This is a genomic window from Breoghania corrubedonensis (assembly GCF_003053845.1).
Classification (GTDB): Bacteria; Pseudomonadota; Alphaproteobacteria; order Rhizobiales; family Stappiaceae; genus Breoghania; species Breoghania corrubedonensis.
This window is the reverse complement of the sequence record NZ_QAYG01000010.1, coordinates 101,732-122,498: the sequence shown is the minus strand read 5'-3', so window position 1 is coordinate 122,498 and position 20,767 is coordinate 101,732. Positions and strand designations below refer to the sequence as shown.

The 20,767-nt window shown below is 64.0% G+C and carries 14 protein-coding genes; 9 read left to right on the top strand and 5 right to left on the bottom strand.

The window, feature by feature from the left end; genetic code table 11:
• Positions 1–28: 28 nt before the first annotated feature.
• From C8N35_RS20035 to C8N35_RS20025, 3 genes are all read left to right on the top strand, one after another.
• On the top strand, positions 29–1,576 hold the full coding sequence (locus C8N35_RS20035; RefSeq protein WP_245926876.1) for a Do family serine endopeptidase: 1,548 nt from the start codon (positions 29–31) through the stop codon (positions 1,574–1,576).
• A gap of 349 nt (positions 1,577–1,925) precedes the next feature.
• Entirely contained in the window at positions 1,926–2,606 is a 681-nt protein-coding gene (locus tag C8N35_RS20030) for a response regulator transcription factor (RefSeq protein WP_107991571.1), read from the top strand.
• Positions 2,590–3,990 (top strand): sensor histidine kinase, encoded by a 1,401-nt coding sequence (locus tag C8N35_RS20025; RefSeq protein WP_245926875.1) that lies wholly within the window; start codon positions 2,590–2,592, stop codon positions 3,988–3,990. Before C8N35_RS20030 ends, C8N35_RS20025 begins: the two co-directional genes overlap by 17 nt.
• Positions 3,991–4,193: 203 nt before the next feature.
• Here the strand turns inward: C8N35_RS20025 and C8N35_RS20020 are convergent, their stop codons facing one another.
• Entirely contained in the window at positions 4,194–4,892 is a 699-nt protein-coding gene (locus C8N35_RS20020) for a YiiX/YebB-like N1pC/P60 family cysteine hydrolase (protein ID WP_170122190.1), read from the bottom strand.
• A 250-nt stretch (positions 4,893–5,142) separates the two neighbouring features.
• Between C8N35_RS20020 and C8N35_RS20015 the strand changes: the two genes are divergently transcribed.
• From C8N35_RS20015 to C8N35_RS20000, 4 genes are all read left to right on the top strand, one after another.
• The gene (locus tag C8N35_RS20015) at positions 5,143–8,160 is read left to right on the top strand and encodes a bifunctional [glutamine synthetase] adenylyltransferase/[glutamine synthetase]-adenylyl-L-tyrosine phosphorylase (protein ID WP_107991505.1); all 3,018 of its coding nucleotides are present in this window, start codon (positions 5,143–5,145) and stop codon (positions 8,158–8,160) included.
• 92 nt (positions 8,161–8,252) lie between these two features.
• Positions 8,253–8,960: an EF-hand domain-containing protein gene (locus C8N35_RS20010; protein WP_107991504.1), complete on the top strand. Its 708-nt coding sequence runs from the start codon at positions 8,253–8,255 to the stop codon at positions 8,958–8,960.
• 119 nt (positions 8,961–9,079) lie between these two features.
• Positions 9,080–10,054 carry a hypothetical protein gene (locus C8N35_RS20005; protein WP_107991503.1) on the top strand — a complete coding sequence of 325 codons (975 nt, stop codon included), beginning with the start codon at positions 9,080–9,082 and terminating at the stop codon, positions 10,052–10,054.
• 482 nt (positions 10,055–10,536) lie between these two features.
• Positions 10,537–11,034: a GlcG/HbpS family heme-binding protein gene (locus C8N35_RS20000; protein WP_107991502.1), complete on the top strand. Its 498-nt coding sequence runs from the start codon at positions 10,537–10,539 to the stop codon at positions 11,032–11,034.
• Positions 11,035–11,281: 247 nt separating this feature from the next.
• Here C8N35_RS20000 and C8N35_RS19995 read toward each other — a convergent pair whose 3' ends face one another.
• The 4 genes from C8N35_RS19995 to blaOXA form a co-directional block, all read right to left on the bottom strand.
• Positions 11,282–13,690, bottom strand: a complete 2,409-nt coding sequence (locus tag C8N35_RS19995; RefSeq protein WP_107991501.1) for a PAS domain-containing sensor histidine kinase — start codon at positions 13,688–13,690, stop codon at positions 11,282–11,284.
• A 189-nt stretch (positions 13,691–13,879) separates the two neighbouring features.
• Positions 13,880–16,522, bottom strand: a complete 2,643-nt coding sequence (gene pepN / locus C8N35_RS19990) for an aminopeptidase N (protein WP_107991500.1) — start codon at positions 16,520–16,522, stop codon at positions 13,880–13,882.
• 222 nt (positions 16,523–16,744) lie between these two features.
• Entirely contained in the window at positions 16,745–17,560 is an 816-nt protein-coding gene (locus C8N35_RS19985) for an alpha/beta hydrolase (RefSeq protein ID WP_107991499.1), read from the bottom strand.
• Between the two features lie 160 nt (positions 17,561–17,720).
• Positions 17,721–18,533, bottom strand: a complete 813-nt coding sequence (gene blaOXA, locus C8N35_RS19980; RefSeq protein ID WP_107991498.1) for a class D beta-lactamase — start codon at positions 18,531–18,533, stop codon at positions 17,721–17,723.
• A 181-nt stretch (positions 18,534–18,714) separates the two neighbouring features.
• Here blaOXA and C8N35_RS19975 point away from each other — a divergent pair, with 181 nt between their 5' ends.
• Both C8N35_RS19975 and C8N35_RS19970 read left to right on the top strand, forming a co-directional pair.
• Positions 18,715–19,332, top strand: a complete 618-nt coding sequence (locus C8N35_RS19975) for a TetR/AcrR family transcriptional regulator (protein WP_107991497.1) — start codon at positions 18,715–18,717, stop codon at positions 19,330–19,332.
• A 115-nt stretch (positions 19,333–19,447) separates the two neighbouring features.
• Positions 19,448–20,668: an acyl-CoA dehydrogenase gene (locus C8N35_RS19970; protein WP_107991570.1), complete on the top strand. Its 1,221-nt coding sequence runs from the start codon at positions 19,448–19,450 to the stop codon at positions 20,666–20,668.
• The last annotated feature ends 99 nt before the right edge of the window (positions 20,669–20,767 follow it).

Sequence of the window (20,767 nt, the reverse complement as noted above, 5' to 3'; positions counted from 1 at the left end):
TGATCTTCATTATCGGAGTACGCCAACGATGACTGCTGAAAACGAAAAGAAGGCCCCCTCCGGCATCCTGCGCACGCGCCGCTCCAAGCTGATGGCCGGCGCGCTTGCTCTGGCCCTGGCCGGTGGCTTCACCGCACAGACGATGATCCCGGGCCAGTTCGCGCTTGCCGATCCGGTCCATGTGAACAATGCCGGCCCCACCGACTTCACCGGCGTCGTCAAGGCCGTGCAGCCCGCCGTGGTTTCCGTGATCGTGCGCTCCGAGGTCGCCCCGGTCGCCGACAACGAGATGCAGGGCTGGAGCTTCGGCTTCGGTGGCGACGTGCCGGACTTCTTCCGCAACCTGCCGCCCAACCATCCCTTCAAGCGCTTCTGGAACGACCGCCGCGGCAACAATAACGGCGATCAGCACAAGAAGCACCGCTATGGCATGGCGCAAGGCTCGGGCTTCTTCATTTCCGATGACGGCTACATCGTCACCAACCAGCATGTGGTTGAAGGCGGCGACAAGTTCACGGTGAAGATGGACGACGGCACCGAATACAATGCCAAGCTCATCGGCGCTGACGAACGCACTGACCTGGCACTGCTGAAAGTGGACGGCAAGGGTCACAAGTTCACCTATGTCGACTTCGCCAACGACGCGCCGCAGGTCGGCGAATGGGTGGTGGCCGTCGGCAATCCGTTCGGCCTCGGCGGGTCGGTGACGGCCGGTATCGTCTCGGCGCGCGGCCGTGATATCGGCGCGGGCCCCTATGACGACTTCATTCAGATCGACGCCCCCATCAACCGCGGCAATTCCGGCGGACCGGCCTTCAACACCAGGGGTGAGGTGATCGGCATCAACGCCGCGATCTACTCGCCGTCGGGCGGCAATGTCGGCATCGCCTTCGCCATTCCTGCGGAGACAGCCAAGCAGGTCATCAACGAGCTGAAGGATGACGGACATGTGGTGCGCGGCTGGCTTGGCGTGCAGATCCAGCCCGTCTCCCAGGACATCGCCGACAGCCTCGGCCTGAAGAAGGCGGAAGGCGCGCTGGTCGCCAACCCGACCGACACCAGCCCCGCCGCGGAAGCCGGCATTAAGACCGGCGACGCCATCCTCGAAGTCGACGGCAAGCCGGTGAAAGGGCCGCGCGAACTCGCCAAGATGATCGCCGGCTATGAGCCGGGCGCGAAGGTCGATGTCCAGATCTGGCGCGACGGTAAGGAAAAGACGCTGAGCGTCACGCTCGGCAAGATGCCGGACAAGCAGCAGGTGGCCTCCGCCGACAGCGGCGACACGCAAGGCTCGGTCTCCTCCCTCGGCCTTGAACTCGCCAATGCCCGCGAGGCGGGGCTCGATACGGACGGCGTCGTGATCGGCTCGGTCGATCCCGACGGCCCGGCCGCCAGCAAGGGTCTTCAGGCCGGCGACGTCATCCTTGAGGCCGGTGGCGTCAAGGTCGACACGCCGCAGGATGTCGCCAAGCAGGCAAAAGCCGCGCGCGAGGACGGCCGCAAGGCACTGCTGTTGCGTGTCCAGCACAACAACGACATGCGCTTCGTGGCGCTTTCGCTGAAGAAGGACGGCTGAGGCCCCCTTCTCCCAATTCCGCCGGACGGATGATTTCATGTCGCCCCCGACATTCGTCCAGTCGGAGCAGCGGCGGCGGACCAACGGTCCGCCGCCGTCTGTATTTGGGGCCCTCCAGCGTCATCCCGGGCGCGCTGCAACGTGCAACGTTGCGGCGCAGACCCGGGACCTCGAGCGGCCGGAACCGTGGGAAGATCCCGGATCTGCGAAGCGGCACTTCGCGCCGCATCGCGTTCGGGATGACGCTGCGGAGATTTCGGTGATGTGCCGAACAAACGACGATCTCGCCCCTGAAAGCGCCCGAACGATACGCCACAACCTTCACGCGGCTTGCTATAAGATGTCCACCATGCGGATTCTCATCATCGAAGACGATCAGGAGGCGGCCGCCTATCTGGTCAAGGCCCTGAAGGAAGCCGGCCATGTGGCCGATCACGCCGGCGACGGCGAGACGGGCCATGCCATGGCGTCCTCCGCCGATTACGATGTGCTGGTGGTCGACCGGATGTTGCCCAGGCGTGACGGGCTCGCCGTGATCGAGGCGCTGAAGCAGGAAGGCGACCAGACGCCGATCCTGATCCTGTCCGCGCTCGGTCAGGTCGATGATCGGGTGAAGGGGCTGAGGGCCGGTGGCGATGACTATCTGCCCAAGCCCTATTCCTTCTCCGAACTGCTGGCGCGTGTGGAGGCGCTGGGGCGGCGAACACGGCCGGCGGATGCGGAGACGACTTTCAAGGTCGGCGATCTCGAACTCGACCGCCTCGCCCATTCCGCCACCCGTGCAGACCAGCCCATCGTCTTGCAGCCGCGCGAATTCCGGCTTTTGGAATACCTGATGAAGCACGCAGGCCAGGTTGTCACCCGCACCATGCTCCTGGAGAACGTCTGGGACTATCACTTCGACCCGCAGACCAACGTCATCGATGTCCACATTTCGCGGCTTCGCGCGAAGATCGACAAGGGGTTCGCGCGGCCGCTCCTCCACACCATCCGTGGCGCGGGGTACACGATTCGTGACGACGCTCGGTAAGCTCGTCCGCACGACGGCCTTCAAGCTCTCGGTCGTCTACCTGGCGGCCTTTGCGATCTTTTCGGTGTTGCTGGTGGTCTATATCGGCCACACCACCCAGCAGATGATGCGTGAGCAACTCAACGAGACGATCGAGGCGGAGGTCAAGGGGCTCGGCGAGCAGTTCGCTCAAGGCGGTATCCGCCGGCTGATCGACGTGGTGGAACGGCGCGGTCGGCAGCCGGGCGCGAGCCTCTATCTCGTCACCGACTATTCGGGCGACTTCATCGCCGGTAACATCGCCAAGCTCAAGGGCGCCATGCCGCGCGACCCGGAAGTGCCGATCCAGATCGTGCACTATCTGAGAAACGCCACGGACGCGCAACCGCAGGAGGCGGCCGTGCGTGTCTTCGTCCTGCCCAATGGCTTCCACATCCTGATCGGCCGCGACATGAGCGAGGGCAGGCGCTTTCGCGAGGTGATCGGCTCAGCGCTCAGGATCACGATCGCCGTGGTCGGCGTGCTGGCGGTGCTGAGCTGGCTCTTCGTCGGCCGCCGCGTCCTGCGCCGTATCGATGCGGTGTCCGACACGGGACGGCGCATCATGGAAGGCGATCTTTCCCGCCGCCTGCATGTGACCGGATCGGGCGACGAGATCGACCGGCTGGCGGAAAACGTCAATGCCATGCTGGAGCGCATCGAGCTTTTGATGCAGGGGCTGAAGGACGTTTCCGACAACATCGCCCACGACCTCAAGACCCCGCTCACCCGGTTGCGCAACCGGGTGGAGGCGGCGCTGCGCCAGGAGCCTTCGGTGGAAGGCTATCGCGAGGCGCTGGACGCGACGATCGAGGAATCGGACCAGCTCATCCGCATCTTCAACGCGCTGTTGAAGATCGCACGCGTCGAGGCGGGCTCGCCCGATGAGGGACGCGAGCGGGTGGACGCCTGCGAGATCGCCCGCGAGGTCGCCGAGCTCTACGAACCGGTGGCCGAGGATGAGGGCGTCATGTTCACCGCAGACATCTGCGAGGCCGCCCCCGTGGAAGGCTCGCGCGAACTGATCGCCCAGGCGCTCGCCAATCTCGTCGACAATGCGCTGAAATACGGCACGTTGGCCGCGAGGGACGACGACGCGGGGCCCTTGCACATCACGCTGAGCGTCGCCTGCGCGGGTGGCGAGGTGGTGATGACGATCGCCGATAACGGCCCCGGCATCCCGCAAGAGGACCATGAACGGGTGCTGCGCCGGTTTGTTCGGCTGGAGGAAAGCCGCACGGCGCCGGGCTCCGGTCTCGGCCTGTCGCTGGTGCAGGCGGTGGCGCATCTTCATCGCGGCAAGCTGGAACTGGCAGACAACGATCCGGGGCTGATAGCCCGCTTGCGGCTGCCGACGGCGGGCTGAGGGCGGCCGCGGTTGGGCGGAGGCTGCGCCCATCTTTCGAGACGGCCCTGCGGGCCTCCTGAGGATGACGTTATCGTGTTGTTATTTCTGCGGAAGCGGCAACACACACAACGTCATCCTGAGGAGGACGCGAAGCGTCCGTCTTGAAGGATGGGCCCCAGCATAATTGCCCGCGATCCGGTTCCGCCGAACCATGAAACGATCTAGCGCTCGCCGGGAAAGGTGGAATGGACGCGCCGCAGCCTCGGGTCGCGCAGGATGCTTGCCGGGGTGATGATCTTGTGGTCGAGGATCCTCTCCCAGCATGCTTCGAAACCTGCGCTTGCTGTGCTCTTGCAGCCCGGATTGTGTCGCCAGTCGTGAAGAAAAATCGCGCGGCCTTCGGGCGTATCGGCCCCAAGGTCCCGTAGGCGCTGAAATTCCCCAAGCTCGGCCCCGGCCTCGGCATAGGCTGTCCAGATGAGTTCCGCATCGTAGAACGTCGACGTTTCCCGCCTGAAGAACGGGTCGTAGGGTTTCAGATAGTGGTGGTCGTATGCCGCCTTAATGGCGGGGTGGTTTTCTTGGGCGGGGTGTTCAAGCCCGTCGAAACGATAGACCGCGTAATGACCTGCAATCCCGCGCGCGATGAAGGCTTCTATATCGGCTTCGAACACGCCCTCCTGCGGTGTGGAATCGATGATATAGGGGCCGCCGCCGGTGTTTCGCATGATGCCGATATGCGTCAGACGGCTGCCCGTCGCCTGCTTCAGGAAGGTCGCCAGCGGCCCCGTGGTTTCCACAGCGACGAGATCTCCACTCTCCAGTCCTTGCCAAATTTCGTCGGCTGCGGCGGGAGCAAGAATGTCGAGGGCGAAGGCGCAGACAAGCAGGAGCCGTATCAAGTGAATTCTGAATTGCATCGCAACACACATCTTGTCGTTGAAAACGATCCATTCTCGGATGGCGACGGAAATGGGGACCACGCCGTGGAGATCGGGGCATGAAACCGTATGCGATACACTCATTTAAGCGCGATGGAGAGGGGACAGCAAGACGGTAACGACGGCGCTCTCCCGGACCGACCGGTGCTCCACCCTCCGTCAGGGATGACAGCGCCCCTCGAAACTGGCAAACGGGATGGCAACAAAGCACAAGGGTGGAGATAACCTCATGAACTGGGCGGCGGGCGACGAGGACGGGACGGTGGTGGCCGCGATCAAAGCCCTGTGCGGGGGTGGCCCGCTTGCCGAGCGCATTGATATCGTGCCCGATGTCCCCGAAGGCGGCCCCAATGGCGAGGTGATCAATGACATCGTCGAAAAGGCGGGCGAGGGCGCTGCACGCCTTGAGGCGGTTCTGGCGCGCGACGATGCGCTCAAGCCGTTTCTCGCAGGCGTTTTCGCCAACGCACCTTACTTGCGCGATCTCGCGATGGCCGAGCCGGACCGCCTGACGCGGATCCTGGAGAGCGATCCTGCCGACTTCGTGCTTCGCCTGCTCGACGAGGTGCGCGCGCTGCGGCCCGACAGCGAGGCCGCCCTTGAACACGACCTGCGCCGCGCCAAGGCCGAGGCCGCGCTTGCGGTCGCGCTCGCCGATCTCTCCGGCACCTGGCCGCTGGAACCGGTGACGGCCTCGTTGACCGCGCTCGCCGATGCCGCGCTCGATGCCACGATCCGCTTCCTGCTCACCGAGCTTGCCGGAAAGGGCAAGTTCGAGCCGGTCGATCCGGAAGACCCGGCGAAGGACAGCGGCTGGATCGTGCTTGCCATGGGCAAGCACGGTGCGGGCGAACTGAACTATTCCTCCGATATCGATCTGATCGTGCTCTACGATCCGCATGTCGCGCCAATGGCGGCCGGTGCGGAGGCGCCGGTGGAGTTCGTGCGGCTCACCAAGAAGCTCGTCAAGATCATGCAGGAGCGCACCGCCGACGGATACGTCTTCCGTACCGACCTGCGCCTGCGCCCCGACCCGGGCGCCACGCCCATCGCCATGAGCGTTCCCGCCGCGCTGATCTATTACGAGAGCATGGGGCAGAACTGGGAGCGTGCGGCGCTGATCAAGGCGCGCCCCTGTGCTGGCGACATCAAGGCCGGGCAGAGCTTTTTGCACGAGATCTCGCCCTTCATCTGGCGCAAGCATCTCGACTTCGCGGCCATCGCCGACGTTCACTCCATCAAGCGCCAGATCAACGCCCACAAGGGCCACGGGGCGATCGCGGTTGCCGGGCACAACGTCAAGCTCGGGCGCGGCGGCATCCGCGAGATCGAGTTCTTCGTCCAGACCCAGCAGCTCATCGCCGGCGGGCGTAACCCGAGACTTCGCAGCCGGCGTACGCTTGAGATGCTGGGGCGGTTGCGGGCCGAGGGCTGGGTGGACGACGAGGCGCGCGCCGAACTCGACGAGGCCTACCGCTTTCTGCGTTGCGTCGAACACCGCATCCAGATGGTCAACGACGAGCAGACCCACACATTGCCGGAGACGGACGAGGGCGTGATGCGCATCGCGGCCCTGATGGGGTTCGCCGACGTGGAGAGCTTCGGTGATGCCCTGCGTGCCCGGCTGAAGATCGTCCAGAAGCACTATGCCGATCTCTTCGAGGCGGAGCCGGAACTGTCGTCGGAGCTGGGCAATCTCGTTTTCACCGGCGACGACGACGATCCCGACACGCTGGAGACGCTGTCGCGCATCGGCTTCAAGCGGCCGCTCGATGCGATCCGCATCGTCAAGTCCTGGCATTTCGGGCGCTATCCCGCGACGCGCTCCGCCAAGGCGCGCGAGCGGCTGACCGAGCTTCACCCCGTGCTCATCGATGCGCTCGGCCGCACCACCAACGCCGATGCCGCGCTGATGGCCTTCGACAGGTTCCTGTCGCGGCTGCCGGCCGGCGTGCCGCTTTTTTCGCTGCTGCACGCCAATCCGCATCTGCTGTCGCTGCTTGCCACCATCATGGGCGAGGCGCCGCGCATGTCGGAGATTGTCTCCCAGCGCGCCAGCGTGCTCGACGCTATCCTCGATCCAAGCTTCTACGAGGATATGCCGCGCGAGGCCGATTTCGCCGAGCGGCTGGAGACGACGCTCGCCCAGGCGCGTTCCTACGAGGACGCGCTCGACCGCGCCCGCATCTTCGGTCAGGAGCAGATGTTCCTGATCGGCGTGAGGCTTCTGTCCGACACGCTCAATCCGGGTCAGGCGGGCCGTGCCTATTCGAGGCTCGCGCGTGTGCTGGTGCGTGCACTTCTGGTGCGCGCCGCCGACCATCTGGCCGAGGTCTCCGGCCGGGTGCCGGGCGGCGAGGTGGTCGTGCTCGCCATGGGCAAGCTCGGCGGTCTGGAGATGACGCCGACCTCCGACCTCGACATGATCCTGCTTTACGACTTTCCTGACGAGGTGACGGCCTCGGACGGGAGGCGCGCGCTTTCCTCCTCGCAATATTACATGCGGCTCACGCAGCGCCTTGTTGCCGCGATTTCCGCGCCGACGGCGGAAGGCTCGCTGTATGAAGTCGATTTCAGGCTGCGCCCTTCGGGCAATGCCGGGCCGCTCGCCACCCGCCTGTCGTCTTTTTCCGTCTATCAGGCGGAAAACGCCTGGACCTGGGAACACATGGCGCTGACGCGCGCCGACGTGATCGCGGGCGATGAAGGGCTGGCGGAAAAGGTGCGGGCGGTCATTCGCGATATTCTCTGCCGGCCGCGCGACGACGCGGCGTTGCGCGCCGATGTCGCCGATATGCGGGCGCGCATCGAGGCGGAAAAGGGCACCAGCGACATCTGGGCGCTGAAGACGGTGGCCGGCGGCATCATCGATATTGAGTTCATCGCCCAGTACCTGCAGCTCGCGCACGCGGCCGAACATCCGCAAATCCTGTCGCAGACGACGGAGACGGCGCTTGCGCGCGCGGCGGAGGCAGGCGTGCTGCCGGTCGGCGATGCGGAGGTCCTCGTTCCCGCCATCCGGCTCTACCACACGCTGACCCAGATCCTGCGCCTGTCGGTCGGCGAGGGCTTCGACCGCGACGCCGCGCCGGTCGGCGTTCTGGAACTGATCGCCCGTTCCGCTCATCAGACCGATTTTGCACGGCTCGAAGTGTATGTGAAGGAAACGCAAAGTGCGGTCCGGAAAACATTCGAAAAGATAGTCGGTGCAGTGAAATCACGGGAAGCAAAAGAAAAGGAAAAATGAAGGCGCGGTTCATCCGGGGTTCAGCCAGCCGCTGTCATGTTGCAATCCTGAAAAGCATCCAGGATATCGATGCAAGAGGAGTTGCATAAGCTATGACAGCGAAATCGAAGAAGACCTTAACCCGCGCACTCATTCTCTCCGGCGCCGGTATCGCCGTGGCGGCGTCCGCCTTCGCCGGTGTTGCGGTGGCACAGGGCCGGATGCAGCCCGGGGCGAACGGCCCGGCCGGCGGCCCCGACGGTCGTCCGGGCGGCCCCAGGATGGGGATGTTCCAGATGATGGATACGAACAAGGACGGCAAGGTGACCAAGGACGAGTTTCTCGGCCAAGCCGGCCCCTTCTTCGCGCGTTTCGACACGAACAAGGACGGCACGGTCACCAGGGATGAAATCGTTCAGGCCATGACCAAGCGGATGGAAGAGCGTGTCGCGCGTATGTCCGCGCCCTTCGACGCCAACGGCGACGGTAACGTGACCAAGGAAGAGTTCGACACTTTCCGGGCCAAGCGCTTTGCTCTGCTCGACCGAAACAATGACGGTGAGGTCGATGCCGAGGAAGTGGGCGTCATGATGCCGATGATGGGCCGAGGACACGGCGGCTGGGGCGGTCATCATCGTGGCTGGGGCAAAGGCGGCCCCTGCCAGGCAGGGATACGCGGCGGCATGATGCCGAATGGCATGGGCTATGGCGGCATGGGCCGTGGCATGCCGGGCTGGGGAATGCAGGACGACGATACGCCGTCCTCTGCTCCGGCCGATCTCGACAATGGCCGTTCGGACGACAGCGACGCGGCACAGTAAGCCCGACGCAGCCGACGCTTGCGACATGAGAAAAGAGAGGGGCCGCAATTGCGGCCCTTTTCGTATACAGGGTTGGCCACCCGATGCCCTGAAGCGACGCGACGAAAAAGGACTGTTGCGTGAAGACACTGATCGCCATGCTGCTTGCTGGCGGAGCCGTCATCGGTTCTGCGAGCGCAAACGAGACGATGACGCAAAGCGATTGCCGGAACACCTTCGATGCGATCGTCGGCCTGAACGAAGGCGGTGACGTGACGACGGACGGCCCGGTCACGGTGGTGGACGGGCGTTGCCATGTGGAAGGGATCGTGGTCAGGGCCCGGGGGGCCTCGACGTATACGCCCCTGCTGCGGGCCGACGCGATCACCTGGACGGGGCGCGACCTTGGCGCGCTTGGCGAAGGACGGCCTCCGCTTGCCGTCGATCTGACCGTGGTCGGCGCCTATCCCGACCCCTCCGCCGCGCTCGATGGCAAAAGCGACATGGAGTGGTTCCGATGGACCCTGCGGGTTGGCGCCGAGGCCGGCAAGAGGGACCTGCATCTGGCCTATGAGTGGGATCCGCAAACCCGCAAACTCGTCATCTCCGACTTCTCCGTGGATTCGCTTGGCGACAACGACACGAGGATGACAGCCTCCTTTTCGAACGTGGATCCGACGCGCAGGCTCAAGACGATAGAGGAAGTGTCGAAGGTACGGGTCAACGAGATCACCTTTGAAAGCGGCTTTCACGGCCAGTTCGAGCAGGTTTTCGTCCAGACGTTCGGAAGTCTGCTCGGAAACGCGGTCGCGGCTGAGCCCGATACGGTCATGGATCGCGTTCGCAAGATAGGTACGGTCTGGATCGCGGCCAGCCCCGACGCGTTCCTGCCGAAGGCATCCGGCGAGGCGCTGAACGCCTTCATTGAGACCTTGCCCCATCCGCGCGGCTTTTTGCGTCTGGCATTGTTCGGGCCGGATGGCGGCCTCGACGGCACCAGGCTTCTGGAAGGCGCTGCCCGAGGCGAAATCCACACCGCGGAGGATGTCGCCGCGGCGCTGCCCGGCACCCGCATCACCGCCGAATGGCAGCCGGACACCTCCGGCCGGCGTTAGGGCAATTCACGGTTAGACGGAGGCGCGTGGCCCATTCTATCTGATGAATGGGGCTTGCAACGGATAGGGATGGGCAGCGGCGCGAAGACCTGCGATCCGGTTCCGCCAAACCATGAAACGCGCTAGCGCGCTTTCCGATCAAACGGATCCATTTGATCGGAAAGCGTATGCTCCGGCGCATCCGCCAATCGGATTGCCTCGATCTGATCGGCAAAGAGGCTTTCAGAGCTGCGTCATTCTTGTACCGATTCAAAAAGAAAGGGCCGTACAAGCGTCCCTTTCCGCATGTGGCAAATTGTATGGGTGGTCTGGAGACTGTTGCGTCCAAGCAATGACGGGCGTAGTCGGGATCTGGTCTCGAATTTATTTGATGAGGGCGGGCGGTTATTCGGGATTGCTGTCGGTCGAGGGGGATCTGCGGCTCGATGTGGCGCGGGTTTGTACAAAGTACTGACCCGATAGACAGCTTAAAGGAACCGACCATGCGGAAAATGCTGTTTTCGTGGATTGTCGCTCTCTCGCTTGTGTTGTTTGGCGGCGTTTCTGCCTTCGCGGGCGATGTCGTCAAGACCCTGCCGGGCGATATCACCCTGGCGCAAGCGCAGAAGATCGTCGCGGCGGCACTGAAGAAGGCCGAAGAAATCAAGGTGCCGATGAATATCGCCGTCGTCGATGCGGGCGGCAACCTCAAGGCCTTTGTCCGTCAGGAAGACGCCTTTATCGGCAGCATCGATATCTCGATCAAGAAGGCGGTCACGGCCCGCTATTTCAACATGACCACCCGTGCCCTGGGGGCCGTTTCCCAGGTCGGTCAGCCGCTCTATGGCATAGAGGCCAGCAATAACGGTCTGATCCTGTTCGCCGGCGGTGTGCTGCTGGTGGATGCGAACAATGTCATCGTCGGCGCGATCGGCGTCAGCGGCGGCAGCGTGGACGAGGACGAGAGCGTCGCCAAGGCGGGGGCCGCCGTCATCAAGTAGGCAGTTTGTGCGGTGCTCGCGCTTGCGAGACATCGGCCGCAAGGATGCGATGCGCGACAGGCAGAGGCCCGGGATTTCCCGGGCTTCTGTGTTTCTCGACGTGCGAGAGCGCTGCAAAATCGTCAGATGACGTGCTTTCGCGAGTTTGTTGAAGCGTGATCCGCGGCACAGGCAAACCGTGCTCGTCCCAGTCGCAAGCGGGGTGGTGAAAAGGGGGAGGAAGGAAGGGGGCGGCGCGCCTTAGATCTCAGGCCCGCAGGGCCTCTCCCGCGTCGCTTTCGTCCGCTGCCGTCAAGCGCGGCGTGCCGTCGCCCTGCTTGATCGGCAGGGTGACCGTCACCGTGGTGCCGACGCCGACCCGCGACTTGATCTCCATGGTACCGTCGTGGAGATCGACCAGCGAACGGGCGATGGCGAGGCCGAGGCCGGAGCCCTGGTGGCTCTTGGTGAACTGGTTCTCCACCTGCACGAAGGGGCTTGCCAGCCGGTCGATATCCTTGCGGGCGATGCCGATGCCGTTGTCGGTGATCGAGATCGCGACATAGGCCTTGCCGCTGGGGCGGGCCTTAACGGTCATCTTTCCGCCCTTGGGCGTGAACTTCACGGCGTTCGACATCAGATTCAGGAGAATCTGCCGGACCGCCTTGCTGTCGGCGTTGACAGACAGATCGGGCGCCACGTCGCGGGCGACAGTGATTTCCTTGGCGTCCGCTTCCGTCGTGATCACCCGCATCGTCTCGTCGATGAAGCTGGCGAGGTTGAGTTCGTCGAACGACAGGTCCAGCCGGCCCGCCTCGATCTTCGACATGTCGAGAATGTCGTTGATGACGCCGAGCAGGTGCGTGCCGGACTTGTGAATGTCGCGGCAATAGTCGCCGTACTTCTCCGAGCCGAGTTCGCCGAACATGCCGCCCACCATGATCTCGGAAAATCCGATGATGGCGTTGAGCGGGGTGCGGAGCTCGTGGCTCATGTTGGCGAGGAATTCGGACTTGGCGCGGTTGGCATCCTCGGCGCGGGTCTTTTCCTCGGCGTATTTTTCGGCAAGCTCGACAAGCTGTTGGGCCTGATATTCCAGCTTCTGGCGAGACTGGCGCAGGTCGGCGACGGTCGCCATCAGCCGCCGCTCGCTGTCCATCAGCTTTTCTTCGTGCAGCTTGCGCGCGGTGATGTCGGTGCCGACCGAAACGTAGCCGCCGTCCTTGGTGCGGCGCTCGGAAATCTGAAGCCAGCGGCCGTCTTCCAGTTGCGCCTCATAAAAGCGCGAACCGGCGGGCAGGCTGTCGGCCGGTTTGATGTGGGTGGTGATGACGGGCTGGCGGGCGTTTTCCATGACCTCGGCATAGGGCATGCCGGCGTGGATGCGCGCGGCCGGCAGGTTGTGCAGCTCCATGTAGTTGGTGTTGCACATCACCAGTTCGTTCGAGGTATCCCAAAGCACGAAGGCCTCGGAGATGGTCTCGATGGCGTCGCGAAGGCGGAGGTCCGCGGTGCGCGAGGATTCTTCAAGCTGGCGTTGCTCGGTCACGTCCACCACGATGCCGATGAGGTGCGGCGAGGCTGCGCCCGGCTCCTGCACGACTTCGGCGCGCGCCCGGGTCCAGATCCAGGAGCCATCCGCGTGGCGCATGCGGAACATGCGGTCGACGGTCGTCTCGCCCGTTTCCAGAAGCTCGGAGGCGATCTCGTAGAGGTCTCCATCGTCCGGGTGCATGAGAGATGCCCAGTCCGCGAAACCGACGAGTTCGTCGCTGGGCGGCTGGCCGAGAATCTCGTACATGCTTTCCGACCAGAACATCCGGCCGCGGCCGAGATCCCAGTCGAACAGGCCGCATCGGCCGCGATTGAGCGCCGTGTCGATGCGGGTTCGCGCCGCATCGTAGATCTCGTCGGCCTGTTCGGCGCGCGCGGCCTGGCTGTAGAAGGCATAGATGAGGACGATGAGCACCGATGATGTGCCCACGAACAGCGTGACGGTGGCGTGGAGCGACGAGCGCCAGCCGGCGAAAATGTCATCGACCGACTGGACCACGGCGACCATACCGAGCTTGCTGTCGAGATGATGGACGGTGGCCAGCACCTCGTCGCTGTCGGCCTCGGTGATCTCCAGCACACCGGCACGCGCACCGAATGTGGTGAGCGGCTGGTTGGGACCCATCAGCGAGATCAGAGAGCGCTGCTCAAGGTCGGGGCGCGAGGGGGCGGAGGCGACGACCGTGCCTTCCGGATTGGTCACCAGGATCTGGCGGCCATAGCTGGTGGCGCGCGGCGGCAGTGCCTCTGCCAGCGCGTTGCGCAACGCGGCCTGATAGCCGACCTCGGGAAGGTTCTCTTCCTGGGAGGAAAGCCGCGCAGCGAGCGCGGTGGCGATAAGCGTGAGCTGGTCGCGGGCCCGCGCTTCGGTGTCGGCGTGTTCGCTGGTCATCTCGACCGCCCGGTAGCAGGCGAGAGAGGCCACGAACAGCAGGCTCAGGATGGGAATGGCGCGGCGAAGGATGCCTTCGGTGGAAACGAGGCGGGCATAGGCAGGGCGCGCCAGCAGCCGGATATGGCCGGTGAGCGTCGTCTTCGACGAACGGGCGTTTGCTGATTTCCATCGCCTGGAAAAAAAGCCAAAGCGTCGCCCTGTCGCGTTGCCGATGAGGGCCCGCGCCATCCGTACTTCCTTCAAAAGTGGTTGTCAGCCTCGTGGATTCGATGTACGCCGCACGCCCGAATCAGCTTCATTTGAATCCACGCGAATCATCTTGTCCAGAGTCCGCAGACAAAAAATAATCTACGGCTCCGGACAGGCCTTAACCATTCGCGTTAACCAGTAGCGAAGTGCTGGCAACGCGAATTCTGCCTATTGAAGGCTGCGCGTGGCAATATCCTGAACATCGCTTGAAAGACCGCCGGCTTCGGCCACGCGACGCAGTGCGGCTTCCGCAAGGGCGCGGCGGCCCGGCTCCAGCGCCCGCCAGGAGCGGAAGGCGGAGAGCAGGCGTGCGGCAACCTGTGGATTACGCTTGTCGAGGGACAGCACCGTATCGGCCACGAAATCGAAGCCGGCGCCATCGGGCCGGTTGAACTGGGTCTGGTTGCCGGCGGCAAAGGCCCCGATCAGCGCGCGTATGCGGTTGGGGTTGGCGTAGGAAAACGTCGGGTGGGCGGTGAGCGTGCGGATACGCGCGAGCGTCTCGGGGAAGGGGGCGGTCGCCTGCACGGTCAGCCACTTGTCCATGACCAGCGCATCCTTGGCAAAGCGCGCCTCGAAATCGTCGAGCGCCTCCTGTGCGCCCGCGTCGGCGCGATGAACCAGCAGCCGCAGTGCCGTCAGCCGGTCGCTCATGTTGTTGGCGGTCCTGTAATGACCGAGCGTACGCACGCTCGCCTCGCCGTCGATCCATGCCAGATATTCGAGCACGGTCAGCCGCAGTGCCCGACGTCCGGCCGCCTCCGCATCGGGGGAATAGGGGCCTGTGTCGGCCAGTGCCTCGTAGAGGATCGCGAAGCTCTCCGCGCAATGACCGGCAATCGCCACCTGAACCGCCTTGCGCGCGGCCGCGATGGCATCGGGATCGACATCGGTGCCCAGCTCGCGGGCGATATCGGATTCCGCGGGCAGTTGCAGCAGTTGTGCGCGCAGGGCGGGTTCGAAATTCCCGTCGCCCGCGGCCTCGCCGATAAGCGAGGCCAGTTCCTGGATCTCGTCGGTCGCGAGGGCGCCGGGTGTCCTGGCGCCCCGCTTCAGAAGCTGCATGGCGAGCGACTGCACCGCGTGCCAGCGATTGAAGGGATCGCTGTCATGACGGGCGAGGAAGACGAGCGCGTCGCGGTCCTTGTCGTCGGCGAGCCGAACGGGTGCGGAAAAGCCGCGCAGCAGCGAGGTCACCGGCCGGGAGCTCAGTCCCTCGAAGGTGATGGAGTGCCTGGGGTCGGTGAGGATGATCACGTCATCGCGCAGCTCCGCGCCAGAAGCCGAGGTCCACTCCATGTCGGCGCCGTTGGGGCCGATAAGCCCGAAGCGCACGGGGATGGTGAAGGGCAGCTTCGTCGTCTGGCCGGGTGTCGGCTGGCATGACTGCTCGATGTCGATCCTGAGGCTCTTGGATGCTTCGTCCCAGTGCTCGGCAACCTTGAGCGCCGGCGTGCCCGCCTGCGCGTACCAGCGCGCGAACTGGCTCAGGTCCGCCTCGTTGGCGTCCTCGAAGCACTTGATGAAGTCCTCGATCGTCGCGGCCTCGCCGTCGTGCCGATCGAAATAGAGGTCCATGCCGGCCCTGAAGCCCTCCACACCCAGCAACGTCTTGAGCATGCGCACGATCTCCGCGCCCTTCTCGTAGACGGTCGCGGTGTAGAAGTTGTTGATCTGGCGGTAGAGGGTCGGGCGTACCGGGTGCGCGAGCGGGCCGCCGTCCTCGGGGAACTGGTGCGACTGCAGCAGCCGCACGTCGGCGATGCGCTTGACCGCGCGCGAGCGCATGTCGGAGGAGAATTCCTGGTCGCGGAAGACGGTGAGTCCTTCCTTCAGGCAAAGCTGAAACCAGTCGCGGCAGGTGATGCGGTCGCCGGTCCAGTTGTGGAAGTACTCGTGCGCGATCACGCCCTCGATGCCGGCATAGTCCTGATCGGTCGCGGTCTCGGGATTGGCGAGCACGTACTTGTCGTTGAAGACGTTGAGGCCCTTGTTCTCCATCGCGCCCATGTTGAAGTCGGAGACGGCGACGATCATGAAGATGTCAAGGTCGTATTCGCGGCCGAAGACCTCCTCGTCCCAGCGCATGGAGCGCTTGAGCGCGTCCATGGCATAGTCGCAACGCGTCTCGTTGCCGTGCTCCACATAGATGCGAAGCTCGACCTCGCGACCGCTCAGGAGCGTGCGGTAGGTGTCGGATACGCAGGCGAGATCGCCCGCCACCATGGCAAACAGGTAGGACGGCTTGGGGAACGGGTCGTGCCACACGGCATAGTGGCGGTCGGTGCCCTCGATGTCGCCGGCCTCGACCGGGTTGCCGTTGGCGAGCAGGATCGGCGCATCGGATTTGCGCGCCTCGATCCGGGTCGTGTAGACCGCGAGCACGTCCGGGCGGTCGTAGAAATAGGTGATGCGGCGAAAGCCCTCGGCCTCGCATTGCGTGCAATAGGTGCCCGACGAGCGATAAAGCCCCATCAGCTTGGAATTGGCGTCCGGATCGATCTCGGTGACGATCTCCAGAACGAAGGGACCTTCGGGGGGCGTCTTGATGGTGAGGGTGTCCTCTCCCACCTCGTAGTCCTCGGGGCTGAGCGGGGCGCCGTTGAGCGTCAGACCGACGAGTTTCAGCTCGTCTCCGGCGAGTTCCAGCGCGGTGCCGGGCGCGGTTCCCTCACGCGGTGAAAACGCGATCTTCGCATTCACACGGGTCGCCTTGGGGGCGAGACGGATGTCGAGATCGACCGTGCCGATGGCATAGGCTGTGGGTCGGTAGTCCTCAAGGCGGACGGTTTGGGCCACGTCGGTGCGCATCGGCAAGTATCTCCAGGCTGGTTTCAGGCGCCTTCCGGGCGCTTCTGATTTAGATGGAACGCATGTCCTTGGAAGACCGGGGTCTATGTTGGAAGACCGGGGTCTATGAATGCCAAGGTCGCAGGCGGGAAGGGGAGCCCCTTGAAAAATCTGCTCCCGCCGTTTTGCCGGCCCTGACAGGCTGGATCGTCGCATCAGCGGGAGATCTGTCAAGTACGACGCCTACTTGCCGAGTTGGGCGAGATCGTGAACGAGGGAACTTTCGGGATCGGCCAGCGGCGCGATGACGGTGAAATGGTTGGCGCCAACCTCTTCGTGCAAGCTCGCCTCGATGCCGCCGCGACTCCAGAAATCCACGATGACGCGGCTCTGGCGCTTGTATTCGGCAGATTCCTCGCTCCCCACCGTGGCGATCAGCTTCGTTCCATAGGGAATGCCCATCGCGATCGGCGAATTGGCGATCGCTTCCTTCTGATCCATCTTGAGCGCCGTGTTCACGCTCGTGCCGATCAGCGGCAGCAGGTCGAACAGTCCGGAAATCGCCATGCCCGCGGAGGCGATGGCCGGTGGCAGGCGCCGTGCGCGCCAGTCGGTCGCCAGCAGCGCGGCGGTCAGATGCCCGCCGGCCGAATGGCCGCAGGTCACGACCGGCTTGCGGTACGTTTCCCAAAGATAGGTCGCCAGATCCCGGATCTCGCCGACGATATCGCCGATGCGAACGTCCGGGCACAAATCGTAGCTCGCCACGCAGACGGCATAGCCGTGCGCGTTCAGCCCACGCGCCATGTGCGAGAAGTGCTTGCGGTCGAGCGACTGCCAGTAGCCGCCATGCAGGAAGAGTGCGATCGTGCGCGCCTCGGTTCCCGCTGTCGGATGAAACAGGTCGTAGAACAGGCGGGGGCCGAGGCCGTAGGCGCGATCAAGCTCGCAAGGGCTGCTCTCGCGATAGGCGGCGGCATCGCGTTCCCACCCGGCGATGATGTCGGGATGTTCCGGCACCATGGCGCGGTTGTTGTATTCAGCTTCGTAATCGATCATCGCTTTCCCCGGCGCGGCAACGGCCCATCATGTGCGCGTTATTGATTGAGGATACGCGATCATTTCCGATTCTGGCGGGCAACGTCTCGCCGGGACGCGTTTTTTTGTTCTTTTCGTCGGGGCAGGCGCGGAGGCGGGAGCATTCGAGGATCGGCAAGCATCACTTCAGCGGGTTCGCCGTGGAGAACAGGTCTTTCAGCAGCCCATCCCGCGCCCGGAAACTCGGGGGAGATTTGCGGGGCGCGCCGTCCTGTATGAGCCGGGCGAAGACCACCGTGCGATCGCCCCTGTCCGCCCAGCCGACGAACCAGCCGTAAGCCTTGCCCCGGACCTTCGTGCCGTCGGCGCGAACCGGCAGCCCGGCTCCTGTTTTGCCATGGACGTGCCAGCCCGACGGCTGCACGTCGTAGTCGGAGATGGCGGCCGTCATTTCATAGGCCTTCTCGCTGACCGGCAATTCCCGGTTGGCGAGCTTCAAGAGGAAGGCGATCTGCTCCTTGGGAGATATCCGCAGGAAGGAGGAGAGCCAGGCGTTGGTCAGGCCGTTGTCCTTGCCCCGATCACCGGAAACGTCCCGGTTGCCGTAATCGAAGGCGTCCACATAGGCCTTGAAGCGTTCAGCGCCCAGGTGTCGGGTGATCTGCTGCGAATACCAGACGACGGATTCCCGCAACCAGCTCTGCGGTGTCTGCGCATGCCGCCACTGCGGACGCCAGTCGATATAGCCTTTCTTGAAAGGAAGTTCCGGAGTCTGCGTATCGATCAGAAAGCCGGAATCATACCCCATCAGCGCAATGGCGAGCTTGAAGGTGGAGGCGGGGGTGACGCGCCGGTCGCACATGCCTTCTTTCTTCACGATCTTGCCGCTCGGCGCCTCGGCGACAATCGTGCAGATGGTTTTCGTGGCCGCAGCGGCGGGAACAGACAGAGCCATGAGGAGGGCGGCGGCGAGTGAAAGCGGTCGTGCGGACATGGGCCTCTCATCCGTGTCGGGGTGGTGCGGACCTTGTGCCGGGCGCATTGTTTCGGTGTCGAAGTCCCGAGTTTGCATGCCGAAGGTCCGGCGCGATTGTGGCAACCTTGCGAGGCCCGTGGCGATGTCCCGTGCATAATGAATTTGCCCGCTCCGCCCGCATCGGCTAGCCAAGACCCCCATGAGCACCCAGGACACTCCGTCGCCCCGCCCCGGCCGCCCCTCGACAATGCGCGATCCGCGCCGCACGATCTGCGATGCCGCCGCCGCGCTCTTTGCCGCCAAGGGGTATGACGCCACGTCGCTTCAGGACGTCGCCTCTGCCGTTGGGGTAACCAAGGCCGGCCTCTATCACTACTTCGCCACCAAGCAGGATCTCTTCGACACGATCGTGCTGGCCGTGCTGTCCGACATGCTCGACTGGGCGAGGGCACGGGTAGATGTTGCCGCCAGGCCGGCCGATCAGGTCGCGGCCTTCATGGCGGGACATGCCGCCTATTTTGCGGCCAACCGCGATCACTATCGCGCGGCCTTTATCGGTCGCGGCGGAGATCTTTACGTCTTCACGCCCGAACAGATGGCTGCGCGCCGCGCCTATACCGATTTTCTCACCCGTATCCTGGAAGAGGGCAGGGCCGCAGGCGACTTCGCATTCGAGGACGCGCCGCTGGTGGCGCGCGGCATTCTCGGCATGTTGAACTGGATGACGCGTTGGTACAATCCGACCGGGCGCAAGGGAGCGGAGGAAATCGCGGCCGATTATGCCAGCATCGTCCTGAAAGGCATCGCCACCGATTGACTTTTTTCGAATTCGATTTATTACCGGCCAGACGGTAGGAAACTACGGGAACGGCGAAAACCGGACTGAAATGGCCGTCCGGCGACGTTCCGCCAAGCCATGGGAGACCTTGCACATGACTGCGACCGCCTCGAAATCCGCACCCTCGCCCACCGGCGGCGGCAAGTTTGTCTGGGACGACCCCTTCCTGCTGGTCGATCAGCTCACCGAAGATGAGCGGATGATCATGGAGACGGCGCGCGGTTATGCGCAGGAAAAGCTGCTGCCCCGGGTCATGGAAGCCTATCGCGAAGAAAAGACCGACCGCGAGATCTTCAACGAGATGGGCGAACTCGGTCTTCTCGGCGTGACCATGCCGGAGGAATACGGCTGCGCCAACGCCTCCTATGTCGCCTATGGCCTCGTGGCGCGTGAAGTGGAGCGGGTCGATAGCGGCTATCGCTCGATGAACTCGGTTCAGACCTCACTGGTGATGTTTCCGATCTATGCCTATGGCTCGGAGGAACAGCGCAAGAAGTACCTGCCCAAGCTCGCTTCGGGCGAATATGTCGGCTGTTTCGGCCTGACCGAACCCGATGCCGGCTCCGATCCCGGCGCCATGCGCACCCGTGCGATCAAGACCGACGGCGGCTACGTGCTCAAGGGCTCCAAGATGTGGATCTCCAACGCGCCGATCGCCGACGTCTTCGTCGTGTGGGCGAAGTCGGAGGCGCACGACAACCAGATCCGCGGCTTTGTGCTGGAAAAGGGCATGAAGGGTCTGTCGGCCCCGAAGATCGCCGGCAAGCTCTCGCTTCGCGCATCCATCACCGGCGAGATCGTGATGGACAATGTCGAGGTCGGCGAGGACGCGCTGCTGCCCAACGTCTCCGGCCTCAAGGGTCCGTTCGGCTGCCTCAACCGGGCGCGCTACGGCATCTCCTGGGGCGCTATGGGCGCTGCGGAAGACTGCTGGCACCGCGCCCGCGCCTATGGTCTGGAGCGCAAGCAGTTCGGCCGTCCGCTCGCCAACACCCAGCTTTTCCAGAAAAAGCTCGCCGACATGCAGACCGAGATCGCGCTGGGTCTCCAGACTTCCTTGCGCGTTGGCCGTCTCTTCGACGAGCATCGCGCAGCGCCCGAGATGATCTCGCTGATCAAGCGCAACAATTGCGGCAAGGCGCTGGATATCGCGCGGATGGCGCGCGACATGCACGGCGGAAACGGCATTTCCGAGGAATACCATGTCATGCGCCACGCCCAGAATCTGGAGACGGTCAACACCTACGAGGGTACGCACGATGTTCATGCGCTGATCCTCGGCCGCGCCCAGACCGGGCTGCAGGCGTTCTTCTGAAAGACCTGAGACAGGCATTGCGGAGCGGGCCCCGCTCCGCAATGATCCCGATGTTGTGAGAGGTGACGGCCGTCTCGAAGGATCGGCCGAAAGCTCCTG

Coding starts and splice junctions, on each gene's coding strand:
- C8N35_RS19970 (WP_107991570.1), top strand. CDS start 19,448: ATGACTGCGACCGCCTCGAAATCCGCACCCTCGCCCACCGGCGGCGGC.
- pepN (WP_107991500.1), bottom strand. CDS start 16,522: ATGCGCACCGACGTGGCCCAAACCGTCCGCCTTGAGGACTACCGACCC.
- C8N35_RS19985 (WP_107991499.1), bottom strand. CDS start 17,560: ATGATCGATTACGAAGCTGAATACAACAACCGCGCCATGGTGCCGGAA.
- C8N35_RS20035 (WP_245926876.1), top strand. CDS start 29: ATGACTGCTGAAAACGAAAAGAAGGCCCCCTCCGGCATCCTGCGCACG.
- C8N35_RS20010 (WP_107991504.1), top strand. CDS start 8,253: ATGACAGCGAAATCGAAGAAGACCTTAACCCGCGCACTCATTCTCTCC.
- C8N35_RS20020 (WP_170122190.1), bottom strand. CDS start 4,892: ATGCAATTCAGAATTCACTTGATACGGCTCCTGCTTGTCTGCGCCTTC.
- C8N35_RS20030 (WP_107991571.1), top strand. CDS start 1,926: ATGCGGATTCTCATCATCGAAGACGATCAGGAGGCGGCCGCCTATCTG.
- blaOXA (WP_107991498.1), bottom strand. CDS start 18,533: ATGTCCGCACGACCGCTTTCACTCGCCGCCGCCCTCCTCATGGCTCTG.
- C8N35_RS19975 (WP_107991497.1), top strand. CDS start 18,715: ATGAGCACCCAGGACACTCCGTCGCCCCGCCCCGGCCGCCCCTCGACA.
- C8N35_RS19995 (WP_107991501.1), bottom strand. CDS start 13,690: ATGGCGCGGGCCCTCATCGGCAACGCGACAGGGCGACGCTTTGGCTTT.
- C8N35_RS20015 (WP_107991505.1), top strand. CDS start 5,143: ATGAACTGGGCGGCGGGCGACGAGGACGGGACGGTGGTGGCCGCGATC.
- C8N35_RS20000 (WP_107991502.1), top strand. CDS start 10,537: ATGCGGAAAATGCTGTTTTCGTGGATTGTCGCTCTCTCGCTTGTGTTG.